The sequence below is a fragment of the Leclercia sp. Colony189 genome (assembly GCF_009740165.1).
GTDB lineage: Bacteria > Pseudomonadota > Gammaproteobacteria > Enterobacterales > Enterobacteriaceae > Enterobacter.
Genome location: NZ_CP046557.1, coordinates 226,331 through 239,013, shown reverse-complemented (window position 1 = coordinate 239,013; position 12,683 = coordinate 226,331). Strand labels below are relative to the sequence as shown.

The window sequence follows — 12,683 nt, the reverse complement described above, 5'->3', positions numbered from 1 at the left end:
GGGCCCTTTTTTTATCCTGCCAGCACCGTTCTCATCAGCAGCGCATCCAGCGAGGCTACCTTGCCATGACGGCTGTCCGGCAGCGTGGGCGGGTTTTCGCCCCGCGCCAGCTCCTGGGTGATGAAAGCGTGCAGCAAAGGGCGTCTGGGACCATATTGCGCTTCCCCGGCACGCTGTTTTATTGCCAGCAGGGCATCGATTTCCTGACGTAATGGCGCATCAAGCTCGCTTCCCGCCAGCAGTTCAGCAAAACGCATCGGCGGCATCCCTTTTCCGGCCTCCACCCACCGCACTGCCAGCAGCGGACGCAGGACGTAAAAGTACTTCTTCAGCCGCACCTCTTCGCCCTGTAAATAACCGCGGAAGTTTTTACGCGCCATAGAGTAGTAGTGCCAGCGCGCACGCACGGGTGAAAACCAGGCGGGTACCTGCGCGCGCAGCTCCGTGATTACCGTATCGCTCTGCTGATAGACCACCGGCGAATCCAGCCACTCGATAAGCGTGGGGTTGGCCGCTTTCAGCAAACCCAGCGCCTTGCGCCACTCCCAGCCGCTTATGTCCAGTTCGTCGTCTATGGGCAGCTCGATCACATCCCGCTGCGGTTCGACGCGCAAATACCAGTCAGGTTTATGCACATACAGGAAGCGCACGTCATAATCGCTGTCCGGCGACGCAAAGCCCCAGCCCCGGCTGCCCGACTCACAGGCGTACAGCACGGACACATTGAACCGTTGCTCTATCTCGTTAAGTTGCTGCCGCACGCGCTCGCGCATGGCGGCATCTACACCGTTATCAGCCATCTCTTTTATCCTTTTACACAGACCACCTGGCGCAAGGTATGGACGATTTCGACCAGCGACGCCTGCGCCGCCATGACGGCATCGATATCTTTATAGGCCATCGGGATCTCATCGATGACCTCGCTGTCTTTTCTGCACTCGACGTGGGCCGTGGCACGAACCTGATCGGCAACGGTGAAGCGTTTTTTGGCCGCCGTGCGGCTCATCACCCGCCCTGCCCCATGGCTGCAGGAGCAGAAGCTCTCTTCATTGCCCAGGCCGCGCACGATAAAGCTTTTCGCCCCCATCGACCCGGGGATGATCCCCATCTCGCCCTTCTGCGCCGACACTGCCCCTTTGCGCGTCACCAGGACCTCTTCACCAAAATGACGCTCCTTCTGGACATAGTTGTGATGGCAATTCACCGCCTCCTGCTGCGTGAGGAAAGGCTTTGGCACAATGCGCGAGAGCGCGGCCAGCACGCGGGACATCATCACCTCGCGGTTATGGCGCGCAAAATCCTGTGCCCATTCCACGGCTTCGATGTAGTCGTTATAGTGCCGGCTCCCCTCCTGGAAATAGGCCAGGTTTCTGTCAGGCAGGTTGGCAATATGCTGCTGCATATCCTTCTGCGCCAGCGTGATAAACACATTGCCGATGGCATTGCCCACGCCACGCGAACCGCTGTGGAGCATGACCCAGACGCGTTGCTGCTCATCCAGGCAGATCTCGATAAAGTGGTTCCCGGTGCCCAGCGTCCCCAGATGCTGATGGTTATTGGTTTTCAGCAGTTGCGGATATTTATCCGTCAGCCGTTTGAAGCGCGGCGCCAGCCGGGCCCAGTGGTTATCCACCTCATCCGGCGTCTTTGCCCATGCTCCCTTGTCGCGACGGGAGCGGGTGTTGGTCCGCCCGTGCGGCACCGCCTGTTCAATGGCGCTGCGCAGCCCGTGAAGGTTATCCGGCAGATCGCCTGCCAGCAGAGATGTCCGCACGGCAATCATTCCGCAACCAATATCCACCCCCACCGCCGCGGGAATGATCGCCCCTTTAGTGGGGATTACGCTGCCAATGGTGGAGCCTTTTCCGAGATGCACATCCGGCATCACCGCCAGATGCTTAAAAATAAACGGCATCTTTGCGGTATTGAGCAACTGTTCGCGCGCCTCTGGCTCAACGGGCACCCCGTGCGTCCACATTTTTACCGGTGCGCTGTGCTGCGCGCTTAAAACATCAAAATCAGTCTGTTTCATGGTACTCACCCTCAGGGTCGCCTGAAACTTTCACGGCCAACCCATTTACTTTGTCTGTTAGTAACAGGTATTGCCAGAAGTGTGCCAAAAGGTACAGCCAGCACCGATTAAATATATCTCATTGATTAAACTGAAATTAATTTAGAAGGCCTTCACGGGCATTGCTTAATCCACAGAATATTTTTATCTTTCAATATCACTTTTTATCTTTCAGGATAAACATGAAAAAGCGGCGAGTGGTTATTGGGGTACTGGGTACGGTGATGGATAAGCGCGGCAAGCGGGCTAACCGCTTACGTAAATGGCGCCCAACGGTCGCACTTTGTCTGCAGCCCGATCTCCCCGTCGACAGGCTTGAACTACTCCACCAGCCGCAGGACCGGGGGATGGCGGAACAGATAACGGAAGATATCAGCCAGCTTTCCCCCCATACCACCGTGCGCGCATGTCCCGTCACCATAGCCGATCCCTGGGATTTTGAAGAGGTCTACGCCGCCTTCCTCGACTTCGCCACACACTATCAGTTTGACACCGAACATGAAGAGTACCTGGTCCATATCACCACCGGCACGCACGTGGCGCAGATTTGCTGGTTTTTGCTGACCGAAGCGCGGTATCTCCCCGCCAGCCTGATCCAGACCGGCCCTGCCAGCAGGGAGGCGCCAGAAGAGGCCGTCCCCGTCGGACGTTATTCGATCATCGACCTGGATTTAAGCCGTTATGCCACATTGACCAGCCGCTTTCAGCGTGAACAGCAGGAATCCGTTTCGTTCCTGAAAGCCGGGATTGATACCCGCAATGCCACCTTCAACGCCCTGATCGATCAGATTGAGCGTGTGGCGCTGCGCTCAACCGCTCCTCTCCTGCTGACTGGCCCAACGGGGGCCGGAAAATCGTTTCTCGCCAATCGCATTTACCAGCTTAAGCAATCCCGTCATCAGCTTTCCGGCAGGCTGGTGGCGGTAAACTGCGCTACGCTGCGGGGCGACAACGCCATGTCGACTCTTTTTGGCCATGTTAAAGGGGCATTTACCGGGGCAGTCGCCGCCCGCGCCGGGCTGCTGCGTGAGGCCGACGGCGGCGTGCTGTTCTTAGATGAGATTGCCGAACTGGGTCTCGATGAACAGGCCATGCTGTTAAAAGCTATCGAAGAAAAAACCTTCTTCCCGTTTGGCTCCGATAAAGAGGTCAGGAGCGATTTTCAGCTGATTGCCGGCACGCACCGGGATATGCGCCAGTGGGTGGCGGAAGGTCGTTTTCGCGAAGATCTCTACGCCCGTATCAATATGTGGAGTTTTGCCCTGCCCGGCCTGGCGCAGCGCCGGGAAGATATCGCCCCCAACGTGGAGTACGAACTGCAACGCTTTGCGACCGAAGCACAATCTCAGGTTCGCTTCGACAAAGAGGCGCGCGAGCGCTATCTGCGTTTTGCTGACTCTCCGCAGGCGTTATGGCGCGGTAACTTTCGTGAACTGGGCTCTTCTGTGGCGCGAATGGCCACGCTTGCCGAGCAGGGTCGCATCACGCTGGCATTGGTTGAGGAGGAAATTGCCCGTCTGCTTAGTGACTGGCAGGCTGTTTCGCTACCGGCTACGGCAGAAATGGCGATCGACCTTTTCGATTTGCGTCAACTGGAAACCGTGCTGGAGGTATGTCGCCGCAGTGCCTCCTTGTCTGAGGCCGGACGCGAACTTTTTGCCGTCTCGCGTTTGAAAAAAGCGAATCCTAACGATGCCGACAGGCTCCGCAAATATCTGGCCCGCTTTGGCCTGAGCTGGGAGAGCGTACGTCAGCGATCATGAATATTATTTGATTGAACAAAATTACTTAGCACGATAAACAATACCTCTAAGCCGGGCTCGATCCCGGCTTTTTTAATAACGACACAACACAACAAATCGCAAGGAATCTGTATGTTATCCGCCATCACCCGGCTGTTCCCGCTATGGGCGCTGCTGCTCTCTGTTATAGCCTATTATACGCCCACCACGTTTACCCCTGTCGGCCCGTGGGTCACTACGTTGCTGATGCTGATTATGTTCGGCATGGGCGTGCACCTGAAAATCGACGATTTTAAACGCGTCCTGTCACGTCCCGCCCCGGTCGCGGCGGGGATCTTTCTGCACTATCTGGTGATGCCCCTGGCAGCATGGGCGCTCGCTATCGCCTTTAAGATGCCGCCAGACCTCTCCGCCGGGATGGTGCTGGTGGGCAGCGTGGCCAGCGGTACCGCCTCCAACGTGATGATCTATCTGGCGAAAGGAGATGTGGCGCTGTCGGTGACTATCTCCTCTGTCTCCACCCTGGTTGGCGTGGTCGCCACTCCGCTGCTGACGCGTCTGTATGTGGATGCCCACATTCAGGTGGATGTGATGGGAATGCTGCTGAGCATTCTGCAAATCGTGGTGATCCCGATTGCGCTGGGGCTGGTGATTCATCACCTGTTCCCACGGCTGGTGAAAGCCGTTGAGCCGTACCTGCCGGCGTTTTCCATGGTCTGCATTCTGGCGATCATCAGCGCCGTGGTCGCCGGTTCTGCGGCGCATATTGCCTCTGTCGGTTTTGTGGTGATTATCGCCGTGGTGCTGCACAACATTATTGGCCTGATGGGCGGCTACTGGGGCGGGAAGCTGTTCGGCTTTGACGAATCCACCTGCCGCACGCTGGCGATTGAAGTGGGGATGCAGAACTCCGGGCTCGCCGCGGCCCTCGGCAAAATTTACTTCTCGCCGCTGGCAGCGCTGCCGGGCGCGCTCTTCTCGGTATGGCATAACCTTTCCGGCTCGCTGCTGGCGGGTTACTGGTCGGGTAAGCCGCTCGACGGACAAAAGAAAAGCGATGTGGTGAAGGAAGGTTAATTCACTTCGCCGCAGCGAAGGCATGCTTTACACTGAAGCCTCTTTCACAGGAGGCTTCAGGTATGTCCACACCAAGATTGACCCAGAAAGAGATGACGGAAAGCGAGCAGCGCGAACTGAAAACTCTGCTCGACCGCGCGCGTATCGCCCATGGCCGTCTGCTGACCAACGCCGAAACCAATCACCTCAAAAAAGAGTACATCGACAAACTGATGGCGCAGCGTGAGCTGGATGCCAAAAAAGCCCGCAAACTTCGAAAAGAGCAGGCTTATAAAGTAGATAAAGAGGCGACGTTTTCCTGGTCGGCGAATACCCCAACCCGTGGAAGGCGCTGATTAGCGCCCTTTCTTTTTACGGCCTGGCGACGTAAAGCGCTTTCCGTTTCCGGCAGGCTTCGCCCGGCTTTTCTCTTCCGATTGCGGAGCCTTAACCACCGGGCGTTTGATGCCCTGGGTTTTCGGTTTGGCTTTGGCTTTGGGTTTTGCTTCCGAGGATGAATTCTCAATCAGCTTAAAGAGCTCAATCAGTTCATCATCGGTCAGATCGCGCCACTCGCCCAGCGGGATGCCGGAGAGGCTGACGTTCATGATGCGCGTACGTTCCAGCTTCGTCACTTCGTAACCGAAATATTCGCACATGCGGCGGATCTGCCGGTTTAACCCCTGAACCAGGGTAATGCGGAACGCGAACGGCGCCTCTTTCTTCACCTTGCACTTTTTCGTCACCGTGCCGAGGATCGGAACGCCTGCCCCCATGCCGCGGATAAAGTCGTCCGTCACCGGTTTGTTAACCGTGACGATGTACTCTTTTTCGTGGTCGTTACCGGCACGCAGGATCTTGTTCACCAGATCGCCGTGGTTGGTGAGGAAAATCAACCCCTGGGAGTCTTTGTCCAGGCGGCCAATCGGGAAGATACGGCTGCTGTGGTTGACGAAATCCACGATGTTGTCACGCTCGCCATCTTCCGTGGTACTGACAATGCCAACCGGTTTATTCAGCGCGATAAACACCAGGTCTTCTGCGTTACGGGGCTCGATCGTTTGACCATTCACTTTGACCACATCGCCAGGAACGACCTGATCGCCAATGGTGGCGCGTTTACCGTTGATAAACACGTTGCCCTGTTCGATGTAACGATCAGCCTCGCGGCGCGAGCAGATCCCGCTCTCGCTAATGTATTTGTTTAATCGGGTGGATTGAGTTGGCAGCATAATTTCTCCTGTAGAGGCGAAATATACCTTAGGTTTCGGCTGGTAAAAAGATCAGCCTACCGTCACTGAGACAGGTTTCCCAAGTTTGCTGAGCATCATCACCAGGGTATCAAGAGTAAACTTGCTGGTTTTAAGATTCACGACATCTGACACACGCGGTCGTGAGACATTGAGCTTCTCCGCGGCGTCCGCCTGACGAAGGTTATGCTCAGCAATCCATGCTGAAATTTCTTGCATCAGCTGTCGTTTAAGCAGCAACAGTTGTTCGACTTCTTTCTGGGCATCCTCCTGCAGATGTTTAGATTCATGCTCGTTAAAGCCGAGTTCGGCAAAAATATTTGCCTCTGTAGGGGTGATATGGCGAATTTTACAATCAATGGCCTGACTCATTTTCCACTCCTTAGCTCCTCCATTACGCTCTGAAAACGCGCTTTCGCGATACGCTTATCGTGCTCGGATGTACGTCGGCTTTTTTTTATAAAACAGTGCAGGATATAAACAGCCTCTTCAAAACGGGCCAGGTAGAGGATACGGTAAGCCCCTGAACTACTGCGCAATCTGACTTCTTCCACGCCTCTGCCAATCTCTGTCATTGGCTTCCAGTCTGCCGCCTCTAACCCTGCCTGCAGGCGGTGCAACTGATAGCCAGCCTCCCGGCGGACCTCTTCGGGAAAACAGAGCAAATCATCGAACGCACTCCCTACCCAGGCTATCGGGCGCAGGGTCGGTCTTTCTGGCAGCATAACACATCCCTGTATAAAATTTTATACATATCATCCATGGCATAACATTAAACCAGGCGATGTGTTTACTCACGCCTCGCCGCTCCGTTCTGCGAGGCGCTTTCCAGATCAATACTCATCCCGATCATCGTCCTCATCCGGCTGCTCCATGACGCTGTAAGCCACCGCGCAGAACAGGGAGTTAAGGCGCTTCATGTCGCCAAGCAGCCCCAGGTGCAGGGAGCTGGTCTCAATGCTTTGCACGTTCTGCTGGTGCAGACGGTCAACGTGCGCGTGGGAATAGCGACGGTTGAGAATACGGAACCGGTGTTTATTACGGCGCAGACGGCGGGCGCTGGGTACGTCGCCGGAGAAAAAGACCGACATCGCCAGCTTCAGGTTGGCGAGCAGCTGATCGTGCAGTGCGTCCAGCTCTTTAACCCCTTCCAGGGAGAATGCCCGGCGGGCCGCCAGCGATTTGTCGGCGATTTCGCTCCCCATGCGCTCGACGATATCGGAGGCCTGCTCCAGGTTGAGCGACATTTCGATGATCTCCGCCCAGCGGCGGGACTCCTCTTCCGCCAGCTCATCTTTTGGCATCCGCGCCAGATAGAGTTTGATGGCGGTATAGAGCACGTTGATATCGTCGGCGAGTTTACGCAGCGCTTTCTCTTCCCGCGGCTCGCCATGCACCACCTTTTTCAGCCCCTCCAGCATTAACTCCATTGCATCGCCCATGCGCAGCGTTTCGCGGGCGGCATTGGCCAGTGCCAGCGCCGGGGTATCCAACGCGCTGGTATCAAGATGTTTCGGTTTCAGACGGGTATCAAGCTCCGGTTCATCACGGATGATACGTTCACAGAAGCGCGCCATTGGCCCAGCAAAGGGCACCATCGCCACGCAGCGCACCAGGTTATAGAAGACGTGGAAGTAGATGACCATCTCCGATTCCGGCAGCGACAGGTTATCCATCAGGTCCGCCAGCGGCTTAACGAACGGCAGAATAATCAGGCTTCCCACCAGCTTAAACAGCAGGCTGCCAAGCGCTACGCGGCGCGCTGCGGCATTGGCGGCGCTGTTGTTTAGTACCGCCAGCAGGCCGGAGCCAAGGTTCGCACCAATCACCAGACAGAGGGCGACCGGGAAGGAGATGATCCCCGCCGCGGTCAGGGTCGCGGTTAACAGTACCGCCGCCAGGCTGGAGTAGCTGATAAGCGCAAACACCGCACCAATCAACGCATCCAGCATGATGTCGCCGGTCAGCGAAGCGAAGATAACCTGGACGCCGCTCGCCTGCGTAATGGGGGTGACGGCCTGAACGATCAGCTCCAGGGCCAGCAGAATCAGCCCAAGGCCGATCCCCACGCGCCCCAGCTGTCCGGCCCGGGTCTGCTTACGGCCAAGGAAAAATATCACGCCGATAAAGATCAGCAGCGGCGACAGCCAGGAGAGATCAAAGGTCAATACCCGCGCCATCAGCGCGGTCCCTACATCGGCACCGAGAACAATCACCAGCGCAGGCGTCAGCGCCACCAGATCCTGGGCCACAAACGAGGTGACCAGCATGGTGGTGGCATTACTGCTTTGCACCAGCGCGGTGACGCCAATGCCTGCGCAGAACGCGAGCGGCTTTTTCTCAACGCTGCGGCTGAGAACGGTACGTAAGCGGGCGCCAAAAACGCGCATTACGCCGGTACGGACAATATGGGTGCCCCAGACCAGCAACGCCACGGCAGAAAGCAGATGTAGCAGAGTCAGCACGGATACAGATTCTCCTTTTCGTTATGCGTTGTCCTGAGGCTCATTGCGCGCGGTATTGCCGGATGGCGGCTACGCCTTATCCGGCCTACGTTGTGGCGCGGATCGCTGAGCCTTCTTCCAGTATAAGGGCTTAAATGTAAGAAAGAGACAGGGCACCCATTGGGTGCCCTGTTTGTTGTAAGGAAACGTGACGTGAGCCGGGCCCTGACCGTCGGCGGCGCAGTCAGGTCAGTCGGCGTCGTAGCCGAGGTTTGGCGCTAACCAGCGCTCCACCTCCGCCACGCTCATCCCTTTACGCAGGGCATAATCTTCCACCTGGTCACGCTGGATCTGCGCCACGGCGAAGTATTTGCTGTCAGGGTGACTGAAGTACCAGCCGGAAACCGATGCACCCGGCCACATGGCGAAGGACTCGGTGAGCTTCATGCCGGTATGGGTTTCGACATCCAGAAGCTGCCAGATAGTGCCTTTCTCGGTATGCTCCGGGCAGGCCGGGTAGCCTGGCGCCGGACGGATCCCCTGGTAGTTCTCGCGGATCAGATCCTCATTGCTGAGATTCTCAGTAGGCGCGTAACCCCAGTGCACCTTACGCACCCGCTCGTGCAGGTATTCCGCAAAAGCCTCTGCCAGACGGTCGGCAATCGCTTTGATCATGATTTTGTTGTAATCATCATGCTGCGCTTCGTAGGCATCCGCCAGCGCGTCCTCCTCCAGCCCGCCGGTCACGGCGAAGGCACCGATGTAGTCCGCTTTACCGCTCAGCTTCGGCGCGACGAAATCGGCCAGGCAGTAGTTGGCAAACCCGACCTTCTCGGTCTGCTGACGCAGATGATGGCTTACGGTCAGCACATGAGTACGCGTCTCATCGCGATAAATTTCGATGTCGTCGCCCACGCGGTTCGCCGGGAACAGCCCCACCACGCCGCGCGGGTTGAGGGTTTTCTCGGCGCTGAGCTTGTCGAGCAGGTCGTTGGCGTCTTTAAACAGGCGCTTCGCCTCCTCGCCTACCACCTCATCTTCCAGAATACGCGGGTACTTCCCGGCCAGCGACCAGGTCATAAAGAACGGCGTCCAGTCGATATAGTTACGCAGGGTCTCGATGCTGGCCGTCACCTCCTGCACGCCCAGGCGATGGGCGACCGGCGGCGTATAGCTCGACCAGTCAAAGGCCAGGTCGTTATCCCGCGCCGCAGCCAGCGTTACCGGCGGGGTACGCGGCTTTTTACGCCCGTGCTGAATGCGCACCGTTTCATACTCTTTGCGGGTTCTGGCAACAAAGTCGTCGCGCTGGGTTTCGGACAGCAGCGCCGAAACCACGCCAACCGTGCGCGAGGCGTTCTGCACGTATACCGTCGGCCCGCTGTAGTTCTGCTCAATCTTCACCGCGGTATGCGCTTTTGAGGTGGTCGCCCCGCCAATGAGCAGCGGAAGGGTAAAGCCCTGGCGCTCCATCTCTTTTGCCACGTTGACCATCTCATCCAGCGACGGGGTGATCAGTCCGGAAAGGCCAATCAGATCGGCATTCACTTCGCGTGCGGTTTTGAGGATTTTCTCCGCCGGCACCATCACGCCCAGATCGATAATCTCGTAGTTATTACACTGCAGCACCACGCCGACGATGTTTTTGCCGATATCATGCACGTCGCCTTTTACGGTGGCGATGACCATCTTGCCGTTACTGGAGCCCTTCTCTTTGCTGGCTTCGATAAACGGCTCCAGATACGCTACAGCCTGCTTCATTACGCGGGCGGACTTCACCACCTGCGGCAGGAACATTTTGCCCTCGCCGAACAGATCGCCAACCACGTTCATGCCGTCCATCAGCGGCCCTTCGATCACTTCAATCGGGCGCGTGGCCTGCTGGCGGGCCTCTTCGGTATCCTGCTCGATAAACTCGGTGATCCCTTTTACCAGCGAATATTCGAGGCGTTTTTTCACATCCCAGGTACGCCACTCCGCCTGCTGAACGTTGGCGCTGTCATCAGCTTTGCTGCCGCGATACTTTTCGGCCAGCTCCAGCATGCGCTCGGTGGCGTCGTCGCGGCGATTCAGGATCACATCCTCAACCGCGTCGCGCAGCTCCAGTGGCAGGTCGTCATAAATCGCCAGCTGGCCAGCGTTGACGATCCCCATGTCCATCCCGTTGCGGATGGCGTAGTAGAGGAATACGGCGTGGATCGCTTCACGTACCGGGTCGTTGCCGCGGAACGAGAACGACACGTTCGAGACGCCGCCGGAGATCAGCGCATGCGGCAGCTCACGTTTGATGTCTTCACACGCGCCGATAAAGTCCTGGGCGTAGTTATTGTGCTCTTCAATCCCGGTGGCGACGGCAAAGATGTTCGGGTCAAAGATGATGTCTTCCGGCGGGAAGCCCACTTCTTCGGTCAGGATCTTGTACGCACGGCGGCAAATCTCAATTTTGCGCTCGCGGGTATCCGCCTGGCCCACTTCGTCAAAGGCCATCACCACCACGGCGGCACCGTAGCGGCGCACCATCTTCGCGTGATGGATAAAGGGCTCAACCCCCTCTTTCATGGAGATGGAGTTAACAATCCCCTTACCCTGAATGCACTTCAGCCCTTTTTCGATCACTTCCCACTTCGAGGAGTCGATCATAATCGGCACGCGGGCAATGTCCGGCTCACCGGCGATCAGGTTGAGGAAACGCACCATCGCCGCTTCGGCGTCGAGCATCCCCTCATCCATGTTGATATCAATAATCTGCGCCCCGCTCTCAACCTGCTGGCGGGCAACGTCCAGCGCTTCGCTGTACTTCTCTTCTTTGATCAGGCGTTTGAACTTCGCGGAGCCGGTCACGTTGGTACGTTCGCCAACGTTCACAAACAGGCTCTCATCGCCAATGTTCAGCGGCTCAAGACCAGACAGTCGACAGGCCACCGGCAGGTCGGGGAGCTTACGTGGTGCCAGGCCCGCCACCGCGTTGCTCATGGCAGCAATGTGCTCTGGCGTGGTGCCGCAGCAGCCGCCGACGATATTCAGGAACCCGGATTCAGCCCACTCGCGGATCTGCGCCGCCATGGTGGCGGCATCGAGATCGTACTCACCAAATGCGTTTGGCAGACCGGCATTCGGGTGGGCAGTGACGTAGCACTCCGCGATGCGCGACAGCTCCTGCACATACTGGCGCAGTTCGTCCGGCCCCAGCGCACAGTTCAGACCAAAGGTCAGCGCATCGGCGTGGCGCAGGGAGTTATAAAAGGCTTCGGTCGTCTGCCCGGAAAGGGTACGGCCAGAGGCATCGGTGATGGTGCCGGAGATCATAATCGGCAGGTCGACACCCAGGGCTTCGAACTCCTCTTTCACCGCGTAGATGGCGGCTTTGGCGTTGAGCGTATCGAAGACCGTTTCAATCATGATCAGATCGACACCGCCTTCCACCAGCGCTTTGGTGGACTCGCGGTACGCGGTCACCAGCTGGTCAAAGGTGATATTACGAAAAGCCGGATCGTTCACATCCGGCGAGATAGAGGCGGTGCGGTTGGTCGGGCCAAGTACGCCCGCCACATAGCGCGGTTTCTCTGGCGTGCGGGCCGTCCACTCATCGGCGCAGGCGCGGGCCAGCTTCGCTGCCTCGTAGTTGATCTCCGCCGACAGGGATTCCATCTCGTAATCCGCCATGGCGATGGTTGTCGAGTTAAAGGTGTTGGTTTCAACGATATCCGCACCCGCCTCGAAATAGGCGTAGTGAATGGCGGCGATAATCTCTGGCTTGCTGAGTACCAGCAGGTCATTGTTACCTTTCAGATCGCAGGGCCAGTCGGCGAAACGGTCGCCGCGAAAGTCGTCTTCACTCAGACGATAGCTCTGGATCATGGTGCCCATACCGCCATCCAGTACCAGAATGCGTTCATTTAACTGCGCACGCAGTTGATCTACTTTGCTGCTCACACTTGCTCCCGACAACGCTCAACCAGGCCAAAAGGCCAGCAGTCCATACTGGCATAATCTTGCTAAGGGGAAAAGTCACACCGCGGTAACATGAGACATGTTCAGCATGACTCATCCGATCAGTCAGGATAACGGTTGCAAAACATCCAAATAAAACGAAAATGATTTCCACGATACAGAAAAAAGG

The 12,683-nt window shown here is 57.2% G+C and carries 10 protein-coding genes; 3 read left to right on the top strand and 7 right to left on the bottom strand.

Annotation, left to right across the window (positions count from 1 at the left end):
- Positions 1–11: 11 nt before the first annotated feature.
- Both GNG29_RS01115 and GNG29_RS01110 read right to left on the bottom strand, forming a co-directional pair.
- On the bottom strand, positions 12–800 hold the full coding sequence (locus GNG29_RS01115; RefSeq protein ID WP_156653717.1) for a nucleotidyltransferase domain-containing protein: 789 nt from the start codon (positions 798–800) through the stop codon (positions 12–14).
- 5 nt (positions 801–805) lie between these two features.
- Positions 806–2,032 (bottom strand): RtcB family protein, encoded by a 1,227-nt coding sequence (locus GNG29_RS01110; protein WP_103177831.1) that lies wholly within the window; start codon positions 2,030–2,032, stop codon positions 806–808.
- Positions 2,033–2,253: 221 nt separating this feature from the next.
- Between GNG29_RS01110 and rtcR the strand changes: the two genes are divergently transcribed.
- The 3 genes from rtcR (at position 2,254) to GNG29_RS01095 (ending at position 5,225) form a co-directional block, all read left to right on the top strand.
- Positions 2,254–3,834, top strand: coding sequence for an RNA repair transcriptional activator RtcR (gene rtcR, locus GNG29_RS01105; RefSeq protein ID WP_103177830.1), 1,581 nt, complete (start codon positions 2,254–2,256; stop codon positions 3,832–3,834).
- A 111-nt stretch (positions 3,835–3,945) separates the two neighbouring features.
- The gene (gene panS / locus GNG29_RS01100) at positions 3,946–4,890 is read left to right on the top strand and encodes a ketopantoate/pantoate/pantothenate transporter PanS (protein WP_103177829.1); all 945 of its coding nucleotides are present in this window, start codon (positions 3,946–3,948) and stop codon (positions 4,888–4,890) included.
- 62 nt (positions 4,891–4,952) lie between these two features.
- The gene (locus tag GNG29_RS01095; protein WP_103177828.1) at positions 4,953–5,225 is read left to right on the top strand and encodes a DUF3811 domain-containing protein; all 273 of its coding nucleotides are present in this window, start codon (positions 4,953–4,955) and stop codon (positions 5,223–5,225) included.
- On the opposite strand, the gene rluF is transcribed toward GNG29_RS01095, so the two are convergent.
- The 5 genes from rluF to metH all read right to left on the bottom strand — a co-directional run bounded on the left by rluF (position 5,226) and on the right by metH (position 12,496).
- The gene (gene rluF, locus GNG29_RS01090; RefSeq protein WP_103825377.1) at positions 5,226–6,101 is read right to left on the bottom strand and encodes a 23S rRNA pseudouridine(2604) synthase RluF; all 876 of its coding nucleotides are present in this window, start codon (positions 6,099–6,101) and stop codon (positions 5,226–5,228) included. It lies immediately after the preceding gene.
- 51 nt (positions 6,102–6,152) lie between these two features.
- On the bottom strand, positions 6,153–6,491 hold the full coding sequence (locus GNG29_RS01085; protein ID WP_103177826.1) for a helix-turn-helix domain-containing protein: 339 nt from the start codon (positions 6,489–6,491) through the stop codon (positions 6,153–6,155).
- On the bottom strand, positions 6,488–6,844 hold the full coding sequence (locus GNG29_RS01080) for a type II toxin-antitoxin system RelE/ParE family toxin (RefSeq protein WP_103177825.1): 357 nt from the start codon (positions 6,842–6,844) through the stop codon (positions 6,488–6,490). Before GNG29_RS01080 ends, GNG29_RS01085 begins: the two co-directional genes overlap by 4 nt.
- Before the next feature lie 108 nt (positions 6,845–6,952).
- Entirely contained in the window at positions 6,953–8,584 is a 1,632-nt protein-coding gene (locus tag GNG29_RS01075; RefSeq protein ID WP_156653716.1) for a Na/Pi cotransporter family protein, read from the bottom strand.
- A 228-nt stretch (positions 8,585–8,812) separates the two neighbouring features.
- Positions 8,813–12,496, bottom strand: coding sequence for a methionine synthase (gene metH, locus GNG29_RS01070; RefSeq protein WP_156653715.1), 3,684 nt, complete (start codon positions 12,494–12,496; stop codon positions 8,813–8,815).
- Positions 12,497–12,683 lie beyond the last annotated feature (187 nt).